Annotated in this window: 14 protein-coding genes; 4 read left to right on the forward strand and 10 right to left on the reverse strand. The window is 49.2% G+C overall.

Annotated elements, in window-relative coordinates:
• The first annotated feature begins 26 nt into the window (after positions 1-26).
• Positions 27-815 carry a metallophosphoesterase family protein gene (locus LF95_RS10940; protein ID WP_083607636.1) on the forward strand — a complete coding sequence of 263 codons (789 nt, stop codon included), beginning with the start codon at positions 27-29 and terminating at the stop codon, positions 813-815.
• A 74-nt stretch (positions 816-889) separates the two neighbouring features.
• On the opposite strand, the gene LF95_RS10945 is transcribed toward LF95_RS10940, so the two are convergent.
• The 5 genes from LF95_RS10945 to LF95_RS10965 all read right to left on the reverse strand — a co-directional run bounded on the left by LF95_RS10945 (position 890) and on the right by LF95_RS10965 (position 7,291).
• Positions 890-1,423: a polysaccharide biosynthesis/export family protein gene (locus LF95_RS10945; RefSeq protein WP_073955184.1), complete on the reverse strand. Its 534-nt coding sequence runs from the start codon at positions 1,421-1,423 to the stop codon at positions 890-892.
• A gap of 88 nt (positions 1,424-1,511) precedes the next feature.
• Positions 1,512-2,777: an outer membrane beta-barrel protein gene (locus tag LF95_RS10950; protein ID WP_083607637.1), complete on the reverse strand. Its 1,266-nt coding sequence runs from the start codon at positions 2,775-2,777 to the stop codon at positions 1,512-1,514.
• Positions 2,778-2,832: 55 nt separating this feature from the next.
• Complete coding sequence (locus LF95_RS10955; protein ID WP_143182013.1) at positions 2,833-3,774, reverse strand: hypothetical protein; 942 nt, start codon at positions 3,772-3,774, stop codon at positions 2,833-2,835.
• A gap of 524 nt (positions 3,775-4,298) precedes the next feature.
• Positions 4,299-4,991, reverse strand: coding sequence for a hypothetical protein (locus LF95_RS10960; protein ID WP_143182014.1), 693 nt, complete (start codon positions 4,989-4,991; stop codon positions 4,299-4,301).
• 2 nt (positions 4,992-4,993) lie between these two features.
• Positions 4,994-7,291 carry a GumC family protein gene (locus tag LF95_RS10965; protein ID WP_073955188.1) on the reverse strand — a complete coding sequence of 766 codons (2,298 nt, stop codon included), beginning with the start codon at positions 7,289-7,291 and terminating at the stop codon, positions 4,994-4,996.
• A gap of 215 nt (positions 7,292-7,506) precedes the next feature.
• Between LF95_RS10965 and LF95_RS10970 the strand changes: the two genes are divergently transcribed.
• The 3 genes from LF95_RS10970 to LF95_RS10980 all read left to right on the forward strand — a co-directional run bounded on the left by LF95_RS10970 (position 7,507) and on the right by LF95_RS10980 (position 11,521).
• Positions 7,507-8,895: an O-antigen ligase family protein gene (locus tag LF95_RS10970; RefSeq protein WP_073955189.1), complete on the forward strand. Its 1,389-nt coding sequence runs from the start codon at positions 7,507-7,509 to the stop codon at positions 8,893-8,895.
• A gap of 277 nt (positions 8,896-9,172) precedes the next feature.
• Entirely contained in the window at positions 9,173-10,168 is a 996-nt protein-coding gene (locus tag LF95_RS10975; protein ID WP_073955190.1) for an NAD-dependent epimerase/dehydratase family protein, read from the forward strand.
• A 390-nt stretch (positions 10,169-10,558) separates the two neighbouring features.
• The gene (locus LF95_RS10980) at positions 10,559-11,521 is read left to right on the forward strand and encodes an NAD-dependent epimerase/dehydratase family protein (RefSeq protein ID WP_073955191.1); all 963 of its coding nucleotides are present in this window, start codon (positions 10,559-10,561) and stop codon (positions 11,519-11,521) included.
• A gap of 79 nt (positions 11,522-11,600) precedes the next feature.
• Here LF95_RS10980 and LF95_RS10985 read toward each other — a convergent pair whose 3' ends face one another.
• From LF95_RS10985 to LF95_RS11005, 5 genes are all read right to left on the reverse strand, one after another.
• Positions 11,601-12,353, reverse strand: a complete 753-nt coding sequence (locus tag LF95_RS10985; protein ID WP_073955192.1) for a WecB/TagA/CpsF family glycosyltransferase — start codon at positions 12,351-12,353, stop codon at positions 11,601-11,603.
• Entirely contained in the window at positions 12,350-13,570 is a 1,221-nt protein-coding gene (locus tag LF95_RS10990; RefSeq protein ID WP_305790985.1) for a YyaL domain-containing protein, read from the reverse strand. Before LF95_RS10990 ends, LF95_RS10985 begins: the two co-directional genes overlap by 4 nt.
• A complete protein-coding gene (locus LF95_RS10995) occupies positions 13,548-15,728 on the reverse strand; it encodes a bi-domain-containing oxidoreductase (protein WP_073955194.1) in 2,181 nt (726 codons plus the stop codon). Before LF95_RS10995 ends, LF95_RS10990 begins: the two co-directional genes overlap by 23 nt.
• Complete coding sequence (locus tag LF95_RS11000) at positions 15,725-17,050, reverse strand: phenylacetate--CoA ligase family protein (RefSeq protein WP_073955195.1); 1,326 nt, start codon at positions 17,048-17,050, stop codon at positions 15,725-15,727. Before LF95_RS11000 ends, LF95_RS10995 begins: the two co-directional genes overlap by 4 nt.
• Positions 17,051-17,183: 133 nt before the next feature.
• Positions 17,184-17,924 carry a glycosyltransferase family 4 protein gene (locus LF95_RS11005; protein WP_073955196.1) on the reverse strand — a complete coding sequence of 247 codons (741 nt, stop codon included), beginning with the start codon at positions 17,922-17,924 and terminating at the stop codon, positions 17,184-17,186.
• Positions 17,925-18,117: the final 193 nt, after the last annotated feature.

The raw sequence follows: 18,117 nt of genomic DNA on the forward strand, positions 1-18,117 counted from the left end.
TTCGGAAGAAAAAACGAGGATATTTTATGTTTGGGTGGTTCGGCAAAAAGAAGCGGCCGACGGAAGCGACAACCAGGGGGGCGACAGGCAAGGTCGGGCTTGATCAGGCAACTGTCCCTGAAAACGTTGTTGTTTATGCCATTGGCGATATTCATGGTCGGGCGGATTTGCTTGAACAGAAGCTGAACAGGATTATGGCTGATCCCGTAACCCATAACCAGAACAAGATGATTATCTATCTCGGAGATCTGGTGGATCGTGGCTTGAAGAGCCGCGAGGTCATTGATCTTATTCTTGCCTATGAGGCAGAGGATATTGATCAGGTCTGGCTGATGGGCAATCACGAGGAATTTATGGTGCGGTTTCTTGCTGATCCGGAAAACAGCATGGAATGGCTGACCTATGGCGGGGCAGAGACTTTACTGAGCTATAATATCTCGGTCGCGGCGGGGGCGTTTAACGCCGAAAAGGCGATCAAGGCCGCAGAGGATTTACAGGTCGCGATGCAGGATGCGGGGCATGACCAGTTCTTTGCGCGTTTTCAGGACAGTTTTGAAATGGGCGATTATCTGTTCGTTCATGCCGGAATTGACCCGGAAAAACCGATTGCCGGGCAGGGGTCGGAAATTCTGCGCTGGATACGCGAACCGTTTTTAAGCTTTTCGGGCACGTTGCCCAAGGTTGTGGTGCACGGACATACCGTGACGGAAGAACCGACCGTGCGCAACCATCGCATCGGCCTTGATACGGGTGCTTATTATTCCGGTCAATTAACGTGCCTTCGCCTTGAGGGGCGGGATTACCGGTTTTTGTAGCCTGGGATGAGTGACCACAAAAAAAGACCGGCCTGACGCAGCCGGTCTTTGATACTTTTGGGCTTTTGTGCGGGTTAGAAGAAACGTTCTTCAACACGGACAATATCGCCTGGTAAAACGATGGTTTCGGGTGTTGCCTTTTCCGGCTTGCGGCTTTCATCACCGCCGCGAATGATCAGGATATCATCCTTGTCGGCCCGGTAGGTGAAACCGCCGCCCAGCGCCACGGCATTGAGAACACTCATGCCGTTGACAAAGGGATAGCTTCCTGGTTCCTTGACTTCGCCCAGAATGTAAAACGGGCGATAATTCATGACTTCAGCACTTACCTTTGGGTCTACCAGATAGCCATCTTTGAGTTTGGTTTCGATATCGGAACTCAGCTCGTGCAGGGTTTTCCCACCGGCACTGACAATCCCGATCAGGGGGAGGGAAATCTGGCCTTCACCGGAGACTTCAAATTCCCCCGATAAGTCGGGTTCGCCAAATACGGTAATTCGGACTTTGTCGCCTGACCCAAGCGTATAAACCGGTTGTGCCGCGTAGGCCGCATTGATGGCCATCAGCGACATGAACAGGGCGAAGATGAATCCACTTAATTTACGCATAACCAACCTGTCTAAAAGAAATCCCTTCGGGCGAACCCGAAGGGATCATAGCATCTATCTCAAGAATGCGGAACGGTAACTCGGCAAATTAGAACTGACCGCCGACCTTAACCATAACCACATTTTGATCATATTCATTGACGGCGTCGTTAGAATTACGCGTCTCATGGCTCAACTTGACGCCACCATAAAGGTTGCGGTTAAGCTTGTAATCCGCCCCTACTGAATAGGTGTATTTGTCGTCTTCGCGCGAAATACCCTGATAATCCGAATTGTAGTATTTCGCATCGGCGTTAAGGATCAGGTTGCGCAGCAATTCGTGATCAACACCCACGCCAAGAGCGGTGCCAACCGTGGAAGACGCACCAGAAGTGGTGGTTTCATTGATGGTGCGCGACGCAAGTGCGCGGAGTGTGGTCAGTTCGGTGATGTTCCAGCGAATGCGGGCATCGGCCGAATAACCATCGACATCTTTGAGGGAGGGATTGTCGTAATCCTGTTCCATCCAGCCAACACCCAGGTCAGCACGGATCAGACGGTCAAGATCAATGGCAATACCTGCCTGAACCTTGTAACCGCTGGAATCACGGTTAACCCCGGCATTGGGACCGGATGTTGCGGTTTTATCATAGTTGCGGTCATTGACCGAGCTTTTGATAAACGCTTCATACCCGTTCTGGATTTCGTAACCGAAGCGGACTTCACCTTTGGTTTCGGTACGATCACGACCATCATTACTGGTCGTGGTTCCGTTAATGTTTTTATTGCTGTCGTAATTGTAATCGTCAACCGTGCCGGTCAGGCCAATGCTGAAACGATTAGGCTTGTAGGTGCCACCCAGAACACCGGTCAGTTTGTCATATTCAACCGGTTCTTTGGCATTGGCCGGAACATCATCACCACCGCGTTCTTCATGCAGGTGCTGCAGGCGGGCGTCACCGTTGAATTTCAGGGCTTCGGTCGCATCGGCACGGCCGGTGGCACGAAGGTTGTAATCAGTATAGTTATCGTCGCTGCTATCGGCATAGATGCCGAACTCGGAAGATGCTTCAAACTGCAGGAAGTGACGGTTCCAGTTGGAACGCAGTTGCAAACCCGGCGAGATTTTGGTGATGAAATCATCTTTCTCGTTGGTGTTCGACTTGTAGATATTGTCGTTATATTCTTCTTCAAGTTCCACCTTCGGATAAAGGCGGAAAGACCCAACGGTAATACCATTCGGCTCATAGCCTTCCGGCGTGCGTTCGGTCACGGCCTGATCCGGATTAACCTGTTCCTGGGCTTCAGCCGGAAGAACAACCGCCAATGCGCCAACTGCTACGGATGCGAGCAGTCCCCCTTTAAGAAATTTCACTTTTGTATCCCCTTACTAAATCTTCAAGCATTTTTAACTTAACGGGTTGACCAGATCAGTTCTGGTTCTGCGGCTGGTCATCGCTCGCATTGTTTTGAGCTTCGCTATCCTGCTCAGCGGCAGTTTCGTCGTCCGTGGTATCGGTTTCCCCGACATCACCACCGGTTTCCTGGTTTGCCTCGGCGGTTTCCGTGCTTTGTTCAGCCTGGTTGTTGGCGGTATCTGCGGCAGCAACGTCACTATCGGCGGCATCAACCGTCGTTGTTGACTGGTTAACAATTGAGTTAATCAGCCGGCCATTGTCCGAACCCGCAGATTGGATCGCAACGTTTGCAACAAATATGTTTGTTGCATTTGAAACGGCGCGATTAACCTCGTCTCGGGTAATACCGGCGCTCTCGGCGGATACTGCCGCGATCATTCCCGGCGTTGCCGTTGATCCGCTGGCCAGGGCCTGAACGGCAACCGAGCTTGCAATCTGGCTTGCGGCTTGAGGGTTTGCTCGCGAAACAGATGCGGCAATTATAAGGGCGCTATTAGGGGCCGCCTGCGTCGCAGCCGCAGCAATGGCGGCAGGATCGGCATCTGTGCCGCCTGCTTTGGTGGCCGAAACGGCGACCTGTGCTGCTTGATCCGGTTGGGCTGTGACAACCTGGGTGGTCACGTCATTGGCAGCGCTTGGGACAGCCGTAACAACAGACGCGGCGATTGCGCCCGCAGAAGTGCCAGGGGCGGCAGCAGCGGCTGCGCCCGCGATCTGACCTGCGGCGGCCGGATTAATTTTGGCGGCGGCAGCGGCGATGGTCGCTGCTGCGTTGGGATTAGCTCTGACCAGTGTTGCCACGGTTGTCGCAAGCGCATCCGGCGAGGAGCTTGCAGCCTGAAGCGTTGCAATAGTGGACGGTGTAATAGCGGCAGATTGTGCCATCGCAGGGCCATAGGCCCCCAAAAGCATGCCACCGGCCAGTGCCGTGACGGCTGCAAGTTTGCTCATCATCTTCATGTTCCAGCGACTCCCTTACGTGCGCTTTGCTCGGTCCCCAATGGGTAACAAGGCATGGATAGCCTGTTTTTTGACCCTTATCCGTGAGGATAAATCTATGGGAGGTATCTGTTGGACGCAAACAATATTGCACGTTTTGCGTGATTTAGGATGAGAACGGATGAAGCCTGTTGCCAATATGCAACATAACTTGTGGTACTACGTATTGGTGAGTGATCAATAGATCGGTTTAATCTGTCTTAAAGTACAGGTTTGAGGACCACGCCATCTGATTGATTCGCAAGTTGGCGGTTTTTCGAGAATCGCAGCATAGATAATTTTTGGACATTTGGTAAAATTTGGGACCAAAAATACAAGGTTTGACTGAATATTTCATTCAGTCAATGCACGTAATAGTTGCCGTGTGACGCTTTGGTGACAGGGCATCGCTATAGAATACGGTTGAGCCCGCTGGCGCTTTTTAGCATGTTCCGCGATAAAGGACGGTGCATTCTTGTAAATATGGTATCGGAAAGAGTTCAGTCCGGTTTGTTGATGTCGAGGATGAAACGGCTAAATTGCTTTTCCTGGGTGGTGCTCATGGCTTCCACCGTGATCCGGATTGTTTCAAGGTTTCGTTTGGCGAGATTTACCAGATCGCGATGTTCCAGCGTATCAATCCAGCGGATTTTTCCCCGGATATCTTCCTGCTCTGCCGGTGTAAGCTGTGACCACAGGGTCATGGCATAGCTGATCTGGTTTACCGCGATATTGCGTTCATAAGGGCCGGTCAGAAGCGACATGCGCAGGGATGCAACAGCCGAACCATCGGCGGCACCGCCGGTTCTAAGGCGGGTAAAGGTAAGCCTGACCCAGGTATAGGTATCCATCGGCGAGATGGTTAGGGCTGTTGTGAAGGCGTTGTCTGCCAGAAGGTAGTGCTGTGTCGCGCGTTCTGGCGTTGTGGCCCGTTTGGCCCGTTCCATTTCGATATAGCCAATGCGCGTCCAGGCCGTTGAGGTTGGTACCCAGTCAATCGCATCCATCGTGGTTTCATACAGATCATCGATGGTGGCATCGGTGGTGTTTGGATTGGCAAGATAGGTATATTGCTGCGTTGCGAGGGCAAGCAGCATGGCCGCCATTGTATGGGGAATGGCGAGAACAAGCAGCCCTGTTCCCGCCAGCAACCCGATTATCGCAGGAAGCCTGCGCTTTGAGAGAAGGCGCATCCTTATCCCTTGGCGTAATAGTCTTTGTAACGGCCATAATAATAGCCGTAATCGCCATAACCATATTTGGCGTGTTTTTTGACATTCACCTGGGTCAGAACGGCCCCGGCAAGGTCAATCCCGGCTTCGGCGGATTCTTTCAGCCCCGCCTTGACCAGTCCACGCGGGGTGCTGTCCCATTTGACGACATACAGCATTTTATCGGCCATCAGCCCGATCACCTTGGAATCGGACACCGCCAGGATTGGCGGCGCATCCAGCACGATGAAATCGAAATGTTCGCGCAGCGCCATCAGGGTTTTCTGCATGTGGCTGGAGGACAGAAGATCCAGCGCGTTGGCCTGGGTGACTTTGGCCGGGAGCAGGTAAAGCCCGGTTTCGGCATCCTTTTTGATGGCCTGGTCAATTGTGCATTCATCGGCCAGCAACTCAACCAGGCTGTGGGTGTTATCGGCCCCAAAGGTTTTATGCACGGTCGGACGACGCAGGTCGCAATCGACCAGAAGCGTGCGTTGCCCGGAATTGGATGTGACCTGTGCCAGCCAGGCCGCCAGGGTGGATTTACCTTCGGAGGGTACCGTCGAAGTGATGCCAACAATGCGCGGCGGATTATCGACGTTCGAGAGCATCAGGGAGGTACGCAGGCTGCGCACCGATTCGGTTGTGGCCGAGCCGGGCTTGTGGGTGGGGAAACGCCCGACATCCGTTTTGCCCAGCAGGTTCCCGGTCAGAAGCGGGATCATGCCAATGCCTGGCACCCCGGCAAGCTGTTCAAGCTGTTCGGTGCTGCGGAAGCTGTTATCAAGCTGTTCAAGCACAAAGACCAGAACCACACCGAGGAAGATGGAGCCGACAAAGGCAACGGCGATGATCAGCTGTTTTTTGGGCGCGGAAGGATCCACCGGGACTTCGGCGCGCGAAATGACGCGGGCATCGGCCTGCTGCAAATCTTCCTGACTGTTGGTTTCCTTAAACCGGTTGAGGAAGTTTTCATAAAGCAGGCGGTTGGCAGTGGCTTCGCGTTCCAGTTCGCGCAGGCGGATTTCCGCCTGGTTCTGGGTGTTGTTTTTGCTTTCCAGGCTATTGAGGCTTTGTTGCAGGGTGCTGACACGGGCCTGGGCCACACCGACCTCGTTTTTCAGGCTCTGGGCAATTTTGCGCACTTCGCGTTCAATTGAAACGCGCAGGTCGGCCAGTTCAGCCCGGGCCTTGATCATGGCCGGGTGACGGTCGCCATATTTTGATTCAAGCTCGGAAACCTTGCGCAGAAGTTCGGCTTCCTGATCGCGCAGGCGCTGAATTAATGGTGAGTTGAGAACTTCGGCCGCCGAGGACAGGTCGGCAGAATTGCCGAGCAGGCGCTGCACCTGATTAAGGCGGGCCTGGGCCTCGGCCCGGTTGGCCTGGGCCAGGATCAACTGGGAATTCAGCTCGGAAATCTGCTGTTCGGTCAGCTTGGAGCCCTGACCGACCTGGTTCGAGATTGATTCCCGATAGGCCTGCACAGCAGCTTCGGAGGTTTGGACCTTTTCACGCAGGGAGGCCAAACGGTCATTCAGCCAGGATGTGGCCCGGCGGGTGGCCTCGAACTTGGCTTCAAGCTGATCGACGATATACTGGTCGGCAATGGTATTGGCGATCAGGGCGGCCTTGCGGGCATTGGTCGAGGTAAAGCTGATCGCGATCACCTGCGAGCGGCCAACAATGCTGACATCCATATGTTCTTTGACAGTATTGATGACGCGGTTGGTGCGCTCTTCGGCCTGTTCGGTTTCGCTCAGCAAAACCTCGGGCCGTTTTAAACCGATCGAGACCAGAAAATCCTCGCTGATATAGGTTTCCGGATTCAAAAGCGTTTTATACCAGGGGACGGGCCGCAGCTCTGCATTAAATTCCGGGTCTTTTTCCAGGTTCAGGTCCGTCACCACCCGGCGGATCAGCGAGCTTGACTTGATGACTTCCACTTCACTGAGCAGCGCGCCCATTTCGGAAGAAACACCGCTCATGACGCTTTCAATATCGACAACCTGGTTTTTCCGGCCATCGATAATCACATTGCTGGCCGCAGTATATTTGGGGGCGATTTGAAAGACGATCAGCGTGACAAGAACAGTCAGTAAGATAACGATCGAGAAAATGACGCTTTTGCGCCGCCACAGCGTGCGCAGCAATTCCTGCAGGTCGATTTCGTCACTGTCGCTGTTGGATGTGAAGTTGCTGGTCAGCGATTTCAGTCGCGACCTTTTTTCTTCCGCCTGCGTATGGGCAGGGGTGGAAGGCGAAGTGGTGGAGTTGCTCAAACTGGCCCCCGGTTTATATCCCTTGGTCCCGGGTTGTCCCAAACCCGGATTTATTGCTTAGCTATACGGAATTTTGCGCCTTGCAGCAACCGATAGGCGATGATGTTGGCATAAATTTATGTTTATTGCTGACGCGGGCGCGCAAGGGCGGTAATTAGGCAGGGTGGGGTGCCGGGGATATTGCACCTGCGGATGCAAGAATTGGGGAGGAGAAATTGGCCCGCCTGTTACGCCGCTTTGTGTTTTTCGGGTTGCTCGCCCTGGTTGCGCTGGCACCCTTGCCTTATGGCAGTAATCTTCCCTGGGCGTGGTCTTTGCTGTCTTTGTGGGTGGGTATTCTGGTGGTGCTTGATGCCATTGCCTGCCTGATCTCCCCGCCAGAGGGAGAGCGGCGGTTTTATGCCCGCATTAAAATCCCCATGATCCTGTTTTTCATCGTTGTCGCCTGGATTGTGGTGCAGGCCACCCCCGGCCTTGTGCCCGCCATTGCCCACCCCATCTGGGCAGAGGCCAGTGCGCAACTGGGCATTCCGCTCGCCCCGCGTGTGACCATCGCCCCGGACCTGACATGGGATGCGCTGATGGTGCTGCTGGCCTATGCCGGGGTGTTCTGGTTGTCGGCCCGCTATGGCCGCAGGCGCGAAAATGCCTCATTGATGCTGAAATTCTTTGTCCTGGTCTCGACCGCTTACGCTGTTTATGGCCTGGTGGTGTATTTCGGCGGCTGGGAAACGGTGCTGTGGTATCACAAAACCGCTTATCGCGGCGATTTGACCAGTACCTTTATTAACCGCAACAGCTATGCGACCTATGCGGCGATCGGCCTGGTTGCCTCGCTGGTTTATCTGGTTAAAATCCTCGCCCGCGATTTCCGCGATGGCGGCACCTCCCGCCAGATTGCGCGGAAAATGCTCGATGGCACCCTGGTCAGCGCCTGGCTGCCGCTGGTTGGCGTGCTGACCACCGGCACGGCCCTGATGCTTACGCATTCGCGGGCCGGGTTTGTGAGCGGGATGATCGGGGTTTTTGTGGCGCTGCTGGGACTGCGCTTTGCCCGAATTTTACCGGTCCGGTTTGGTAACGGGTTGATTGCCGGGGCGGTTTTGCTGGCGGTGGGCGGGTTTGCCATTAGTGGTGGCGGATTGGAAAAACGGTTTGGGTATCTTGAAGGGGATCAGCAAACTCGTTTGCATCTTTATGATGCCGTATCGGCTGCTGGCACACAGGCGCTATCTACAGGGTATGGCTATGGAACCTTTGAACCCGGTTTTCGGCCATTTAAGGATTTGCCTTTAAGCGGTTTAACCTGGAGCCTTGCCCATAACAGTTATCTGGAATTTTATTTTGGCGCCGGGCTTTATGGCCTTGTCATTATTATGTGTGCTTTTGTCTGTATTTTTTTCGGGCTTGTGAAGGGGGCCTTTTTAAAGGCGCACGATACGGCTTATTTAATAACGGCTGTTTCGGCCCTGACGATTGTGGGGCTGCATGCCCTGACAGATTTTAGCATTCAGATGCCAGCGATGGGGGCGGCATTGGTGTTTGTTGCGGGGCTTGGCTATGCCAGGATTATTGTTGATACAAAAGGAAGATCACGCCCCTGATATTTGCGAAAACACCAATTGGTATGTTCTGCCAAGCGGTTTTATGTCTGGAGTGATATAAAATAAATTCCGGTTTCTTCTTTTCCTATCCTAATGGATGGTTGTTGTTGCACCCGTAATTTGCTTTTGAACTTTCGTCCACACACGAAGTGCGCCTGCTGGCCATTTCGGTGTGGATTTTTTATTTCCGCAACATGACAGGGTATTAACCGAACCGGTCGCAGGTGATGCGTCCGGTGTTTGGTCGTGCCCTGTTGTCTGTAAAGGGATATAAACGATGGCCTGGTTGACATACGATATTACGGGGAAGCGGGTTTATATTGCCGGTCATAGCGGCATGGTTGGTTCGGCGCTTGTGCGCCGGTTTGAGCAGGAAGATTGTACAATTTTAACCCGCATGCGCAGCGAAATGGACCTTTTGGATAAGGCATCGGTGACAGCGTGGCTGATGCAGGAAAAACCTGATGTTGTGATTATTGCGGCGGGCAATTCCGGCGGGGCAATTGCCAATTTGAGCCGTGGCGAGGATTTTATGTATGAAAACCTTGCCATAGCCAGCCACCTTATACACGGCGCCTATGAGGCCGGGGTGAAACAGCTGATTAACATTGCTGGCCCGTATATTTGCCCCGAAGATACGTTTTTACCGACGTTGGAGCGGGGGATTACGGGCGAACAGCTTAACCGTTCATGTGAAGCCTCATCTGCTGTACGGCTTTCTGCCTTGAAACTCTGTCAATTCTATCATCGGGAATATGGCGTTTCTTTTAGAACTGTTGTTCCGTTTGAAGTTTATGGGCCGGGGGATAATTTTGGCCCGCTTTCGAACCGGGTTATTCCGGCGATTATTCGTAAAGCAGTGGAAGCAAAGCAGGCCAATGCAGGGCATATGGAGCTTTCGGGTGTTGGCACGGAAGTACGTGAATTCCTGTATGTTGATGATTGCGCCGATGCCATTGTTACCTTTCTGAAATATTATGGTTACAAGGGCCCGGTTAATATTGCGACCAGTTTTAATTTCGGTGTCAGGCTCGCGGAGCTAGGCTATATGATTGCCGATCTTGTCAGGTTTGACGGGCGGATTAAATTTTTGCGCAAAACGCAAGCTGGCAGCGAGGAGCGACGCCTTTGCGGGCAGACATTACGGTCTATTGGCTGGTATCCGCAATGCAGCCTTGAAATGGGGATTCGTAAAACGCTGGACGCGTTTCTTAAGGGCAATTATCGGGAATATGACATGAAAAATGAACGTTTCAGGTTATGCCCGGCCTGATATTAAATGCGGTGGGATTAAAGCGTTTCTTTTTTAACAAGAGCAAAATGTATTGATCGAAACTGATTAATACAGTCCTTGGGGGGCTGGCTTATCGCGCCCTTGCCTTTTGCGAGACGGGCCGCATGGTGCCGTTGTTTTTAACCCGTCCCAACTCGTCCGAACCTGTCCGAACCTGTCCCAGTCCGTTCTTAATGAGTTGTCTTCATAGAAAACGGGTATAAGACCCGTTTTGCTTACAATTAGTCTGTCCACATACGACGTGCGCCCGTTGGCCATTTCGGTGTGGATTTTTTATTTCCGCAACATTGCAGGACGTTAACCAAACCGGGTGCAGGGCATGCGTCTGGTGGCTGGTTGTGTTTTGCTGTCCGTAAAGGGATACAATTAATGGCTTACGATATTGCAGGTAAACGTGTTTTTGTTGCCGGTCATAGTGGCATGGTTGGCTCGGCGCTTGTGCGGCGGTTGGAGCAGGAAGATTGTACAATTTTAACCCGCACCCGCAGCGAGCTGGACCTTTTGGATCAGGCGGCGGTTATGGAATGGTTGAAACAGGAAAAGCCTGATGTTGTGATTATTGCGGCGGGTAAGTCCGGCGGGTCCATTGCCAACCGTAACCGCCCGGTGGAATTTATGTATGAAAACCTGGCCATTGGTATGCATTTGGTGCGGGGCGCATATGAGGCCGGGGTGGGCAAACTTGTGAATATTGCGGCACCGCATATTTACCCGGCAATGGCGTATGTGCCGACCAACGAACAAACAATGATGAGTGGTCCTCTTCATGATTCCTATAAATCTTCTGCGATGGCGCGTCTTGCTGTTCTGAAGCTGTGCGAGTTTTATCATCAGCAATATAATGCAAATTTTACCACTATTATTCCGGCCGAGATTTATGGACCGGGGGATAATTTTGATCGGCTGTCAGGCCGGGTGATGCCCGCCTTTATCCGCGAGGCGGAAGAAGCAAAGCAGGCCAAGGCCCCGTATATGATATTGCAGGGATTTAGCACGGCAGTCCGCGAGTTTATTTATGTGGATGATTTCGCCGATGCGGTTGTTACCGTTATCAAGCGTCAAAAGGGATGTTACCCGGTGAATATTGGTGCGGGTTTCAGCATTACGTTGCGGGAGCTTGTTTACAAGGTTGCCGATATTGTGGAGTTTGAAGGACAGGTCAAATTTTTGCAAAAAATGCCTGCCGGGGTGGCAGAACGTTTTCTTACCTCAACAAAAGCCAGATTTTTGGGCTGGCAGCCAAAATACAGCCTTGAGGAAGGAATTCACAAAACCTGGCAGGCTTTTCTGCAGGGCAATTACCGGGAATATGACCTGAAACTGTTTGGTTAATGTGAGGTCCGGTCTGATATTATTGCCACAACACAAATATCAGGCCGGTTTTTGTTGTATCTGATATTTTCGGATTACTTTAGGTCTGGGATTTTTGTAGTAACTGCTTTAGTTTTTCGTTCAAGAGCATCCAGGCAAATTTGCTATTGGTGACCAGATACCGCTTCCACATGCGGCGGGGTTCCTGAATGACGCGAAACAGCCATTCAAGGCCCGATTTTTGCATCCAAATCGGCGCGCGCTTCACCTTGCCCGCCACCACATCAAAGGTGCCACCTACCCCCATAACAAAGCTTACACCGAGCTGTTCCCGCCAGCGATTTATGAAGTTTTCTTTTTTGGGGGAGGTAATGGCAACGAACAGTAACTGCGCGCCTGATGCGCGCACTTTGTTGACCATTGCTTGTTCATCATCCCAGAAATAGCCGTGATGATAACCTGCCAGTTTAAGGTCTGGATATAGTGTTTTAACCCGTCTTGCTGCTTCACTTACGACGTCATCATGTGCACCTAGCAGATAGACGGAATAACCTTTGCGTGCACTCATCCTTAGTAATTCATGGAACAGGTCTATCCCTGCGACGCGCTCTGGCACATCATGTCCCAATATTCGTGCGCCTAGTACGACACCCATGCCATCAATATTGATGATGTCACACTCGCGAACCGATGCAGCTAGTTGAGGGTCCTTCTGCATATTAACAATTTTGGCGACGTTGATTACTACGTGTTGGGTAAAGTGATTAACGGCAACGGCGTCGTCGATCCGTTGAACGGTTTCACCCATGCTGGCAACGTCCATCGGGCAATTGAGAAGCTCAATCCTGTTCATTGGGTTTTCTCGCGGATAAGAAAGGGTCCTTCTGTGGCAGCTACATGATGGTTGTAAAATGCCAACGCATAATAGGACCATGCCTGTGTCCAGCGGATATAGTTAATCCTGTTCGTAATCCATCGGGACTTTTGATAGATAAACTGTTTTTTTTGGGGCAAATACATCAGGTTAATTGCACGCTGTACGACCTTGTCACTCAGTAGCCTGTCTTCAGGTCGGCTCCCTACCTTGAGCAAGGTAAAAACCGCTTGGGCGAAACTGTGCATGTCGAGCGGATAAGTTGAGTGATTATAGTATTTTGCGGTGCCGTCGGCTTCAAAAAATGTACTAACATAATAGCGGTATCCTTTTTCAATACAGCAATCAAATTCATTGCTGTCTAGTACATCGCGCAGCATGCAAAGCGCTTCAAGATTATATCCGGTATGAAAACCATCAATAAACTGATGATGGTGGCGGGCCCCATACATCCACGAGCCATCTTCTGCCTGTTCTGACACAGATAGCCGGGCCACTTTCAGGGCTTGCTGCACCAATGCATCATTGTTTTGCTGGCGTCCGGCAAAAGCACACCACGCAGCCCCCCACAGGCTGGCATTATGTACAAATGCATTTTCGCCCGGGATATAGGCATAAAAACAACGCTCATCTGTTTCGGTATAGAGGTGCCTGGAAATGAAATGGGCAGAATCCAGTGCTATCTCGATTAACCGAGGGTCGGAAATCAATTCACCAAGTTCATACAATGCACGCGCCACATAGACTGTGGTAATGATATTGGGTTTGCCTGCGGGCACATAAAAAGCACGTGCCTGCCAGTCAAAATGATACCCCCAGCAGCTATGGTGCCATTGAGCGATGTCACTATTTTGTGTTAGCAGCCAGTCGGCCAGTTGACGGGCTTCTTCCAGATAAAAGCCGTCGCCGGTTCGGCGATAGTCTTGTAGCAATCCGGAGATAAATAGACCTATTCCTTTGGGATTGCGTTTTTTCGGGACCATCAGGAAAGGACGTAAATTGACCGGTGATCGTTTGTTTAATTGCAGCCAGGCCAGACGTGCAAACGCGCTATGCTTAAGCGGTGTTGCTTGCAGCACGCGACTGTTCAGAGAATCAAAGGGATCATATCCGGCATAGTTATCCGCCCGGATGTCATCCAGAAGATCTCGATTGAGGCTTGGAAGGTCTGTCTCAGTTCGGAGCATCGAAGACACTCTGATCAACCTGCATGGGTGCGCCTATTGTCATCGATTCTACCGCCATCACTGTTGCCAAACTGGTTGCCATCAAACAGTCGTAATCGATACACGCGATACCGGTCTGTAAACTTTCTAACCAGGTCGCGATCATCGAATTCTGACCTTTATCTTGCACTCCCAGCTTTATTTTTTGTTTGTGCGTATCTCCCTTAAACAACGAGATTTCCTTGAAATCGTTTATCTGAGCCGAACGCCCACCGCCAAATACTTCGATATATTCCTTTGCCATCGCTTTGGAACCGTCGGCAGTGTAGGTGATATTCGCTACGCTACCATTCGTGAAGGATAGAGCAAGGCACAAATTGTCATTTAGCAGGGCAGATTTTTCAGCCTTGCTACTACCGATCGCATATATGCTTTTCACGTTGCTGCTAACCAGTGCCGAGGCCAGATCGATGAAGTGGCAGCCTTCGCCAATCATGCGGCCCCCGCCTGCTTGTGGGTCCTGACTCCAGTGATTGGCAGGGATATACCCCGCATTGATCCGAATATTGACCACTAACGGGCTTTGTACGCCGCTAAAGTGTTCGATGACTTTCTTTGTAGCGGGCGCGAAGCGGCGATTAAAACCCACCATTAATTGGGCTTTGCTGCTTTTGTTGTAGGCGGTATGGATCTCTGCTAACTCATCAATATGCATTGCCAGAGGCTTTTCAACATACACATGTTTGGCGGCGAGTAATGCATCGCGAACGGCAGGTCCGTGCGTATCATGGCGTGTTGCAATGACGATTGCGTCGCTATCGTTCTGAAGCAGTTCATCAAAGTGTGCTGCACAAAAAACAAAGCCGAACTGTTTGGCAACACCCTTGGCTGAACGGCCGCTGGCTGTTACCAATCCATCGAAACTAACTTTGCCATTAGCCTGCATGGGGGGTAGCAAACTCGCGGTTGCATAATTTCCTGCGCCATAAAACGAAAGTTTAATCTTGTCGCCACTAACGGTGGCAGGTTTGATTGCAATACGAGATGAGTCAGTATTGCTGTAGGACTCGGGGTTATATTGTAGCAAGATACCGAGATAAGGTTCCGTTTTGGTGCCTTCGATTAGATTATAGGCGCTAGCCGCCTCTTTTACCTGAAAACGGTGTGTAATCAGGCTTTTGACGTCTAGTTTCCCTTGTGAGACCAGCTCAAGGAAGGTTTCCATATTGCGCTGCTCGGTAAACCGTACATAGGCTAGCGGGTAGTCATTACCATTTTCTTCATAGAAGGGATCATAGCGGCCAGGCCCGTAAGATCGGGAAATAACTACATTGATTTCTTTCTTGAAATAATTTTCGCGTGGAATGTCCATGCGTACGGCGCCAACGACCACCACACGTCCCTTTTCGCGGGTAACTTCACCACACATTTCTATAATGGAATTGCTGGAACTACCTGCACATACGAGTACGCCATCCACACCATGTCCTGCTGTTATCGCTCTGCAGACACTTGCGGCATCTGTGCCGGCTACCAGACCAATGGCGCCGAAACATTCGGCCTTCTTAATTAGCGATGTATCCAGATCAGTCGCAATGACCTGACAACCATTGGCCTTGAGTAACTGAACAGTGATTTGTCCGAGCAAGCCCAGGCCGACAACCAGAAATGTTTCTCCCAGTTGCGGTTTGGACAAGCGTACGCCTTGCAATGCGATGGAGCCAACAGTTGTGAAGGCTGCTTCTTCATTACTGACATTCTCTGGTACTTTGACAATCAGGTTTTTGGGTACGGTGATAAACTCCGCATGGTTTGCATAATTAGCACCACCACACGCAACACGATCACCTGGTTGTAACCCTTCAACCAGACCTCCGGCAGCGATCACCGCACCTGCACAGCTATAGCCAAGCGGTGAAGGGGCATCCAGACGTGAAGTGACGGTTTGAAGTGTTTTTCTGAGTCCTTCCGTCTTGATCTTACTGATTACCTGCCTGACCAGATCTGGGCGCGCCTTTGCTTTCTGCAACAGGCTCTTTTTTCCCATGTCGATCTTAGTTTTTTCGGTGCCAGCGCTGATGATAGAGACACTATTTTGAACCAGTACAAATTTGTCTGTCAGGGTAGGGACCGGGACGTCAGTGACTTCAATAATGCCTGTGCGAAGGGTTTGGGTAACTTGTTTCATGGTTTTGATATGTTTTGAATGAGTAATTGAAATTTTCTATTCATGCTCAGTTCCAATTCATCTACTTCTTTTACAGATATAATCATTTTTCCAGATAATTTTTTATTGAAATTATCAATTAATTGTTTTTTTGCGCTCTCATTCCATCGATACCCTGGGACGATGTGAATGCTCAGATGACCTATATGATTTTGATGATATTGGATTCCATTTATTTTTGAATAGATAGAATCATGTAGATTGAGAGCAGTAGTTGTGACTGTCGTGCCGTCAGAAAGATAAATTTTATCCCCGTTCCAACGGCCTCTTACATTTTTAAATGTTAATCCAATATGACCGCAATCAGGACAAGTTATTCCGACAAATTCTGCATAGTCACCTGTTTTATATCTAATAAAAGGCGTTTTGGTATTTATGTATCCTGTTCCGACTAATTCGCCGAATTCTCCCGGGGTTTTTACTGGTCTTCCAAATGAGTTAATGATTTCAACGTGCCCATAGAATGGATTAGAGTGATAGTTTTCACACTTAATTCCCTCGTGTGCTAAGATTAATTTCTCGCTATGTCCATAGAATGTAAACATACGTAGACCAAGTTGTTCTTGGATCAGGGTTTTCTGCGGAATGAGGATGTTTTCGCTTCCACATAAAAATGCCTTCACATTTTCCGGTTTTTTGCTGCTTTCAAGCCAAAACTTCGATAAAATAAACGCTGCACTTGGATATGCGTGAATAAACTGAATTTTATTTTTTTCGATATATTCTGTTATTTTTAATAAATATTGTTTCGTGAGGTTGAAATTACTAAAGCAAACTTGCCGAAGCAAGGGATCTACTTCAATATTATTCTCTCCTAAAATGTGATTTCGTAAAACTGCTCTCCATGAAATTTCTTTTGAGTATCCAGATTTTTCCCAGCCGCTTGTCATCCAAAACCATTCCCAACCCTTTCGTGATTTATCAATATAAAATGACAATGGTTTTCCAGATGTTCCACCTGTTGTCATAAGGTCAGCATTTTTTTTGCTGGTAATAATGGATTCTTTTGATTTTATTACAATGTCTTTATCGATGAATGGAAGGTCAGTATGTGGTGAGTTGAAATCATAATTTTCATAAAATACGCATTTTTTTGCATTCTGATAAGTTTTTTTTAGGATTTTATAAGTATACTCTTCAATGTATTTATTTTTATTCGATGTTTTTAAGAACTCATCGTTAATCTTCATTGCTCGTCTGTAACTTTCCCCGAAAACAAATTTTTTGGGAAGGTAAGATGCAGTAGTGGAAATTAAAAAATTGATATCGATCTTTTTTCTCATTTAAATTCTCTGTGTATTATCAGTGAATAAATTAATTTATATTGGTATTTTAGCAGTTGACAATACTCGGAAGTCTTTTCACCATTGTATGGTGATTTCACATCCTGTCATGTCGAAAAATATCTTTCATAATTTAGTTGGAGCTTCTATCGTCTATTTTAATTGATTCTTGATAAATTTCTACCAATTTTTCGGCCATTTTTGAGATGCTAAATTTTTCTTCATACATAGTTTTTGATTGAACCCCCATTTGGGTACGTAGTTTTTGATTCTTGGCCAAACTTATTAAGTTTCTTGTCAAAGCCTGTGTGTCGCCGGGTTCAATTAGATAGCCATTTTTGTCATTAACAACAGCTTCCGGAATGGATCCTACATTTGACGCAATAATCGGAAGACCAGCATTCATTGCCTCTAGAATGCAGAGAGGAAGGCCTTCTTTATAAGACGGTAAACATAAAATATCACTTGATGACATGTGCTTTCGAACGTCTTCAGGCGAAATCCAGCCATAAAATTCTATGTTTTCGAATTCCTGGGCCATTTCTTGGTAGAAACGTTTTTCTTTTCCTCCGCCGCAAATTTTTAACTTCATATTCGGGATTTTTTTTTGGGTTTCAATAAAAGATTTAATTAGTGTATCAAGTCCCTTGTTTTGTGACGTTGTACCACAGAAAATTATATTGGTTCCCTGGTGAGTAGACGCTGGAAGTGCAAGGTTTGGGACACCGTTATTTAGTTCTCTGACTTCTATTTTTGAAAAATTATCCTCTACCCAAATGCCCCAATTTTTTGATAAAACTAAAATTATGTTCGCTTTTTCGAATAATATTTGGATGGATTTTTTTAGCATTCGGGGAGATTTTTGAAAAAACATCGAAAACCCACCACCATGTAAATGTATTATATATGGGGTATTAGTTATGCGACATATGTAGGAAATTAAAATTTTCCGATAACAGCTACCTCGTGATGCAAGGTGTATATGTGCAATATCAACTTTACGGAACGCGCAAAGAATAAAAGTTTTTATTAGAGAGTATATAAAAATGTGCACTGATTTATATAAG

Source organism: Thalassospira sp. TSL5-1 (assembly GCF_001907695.1).
In the GTDB taxonomy this organism is placed as follows: Bacteria; Pseudomonadota; Alphaproteobacteria; order Rhodospirillales; family Thalassospiraceae; genus Thalassospira.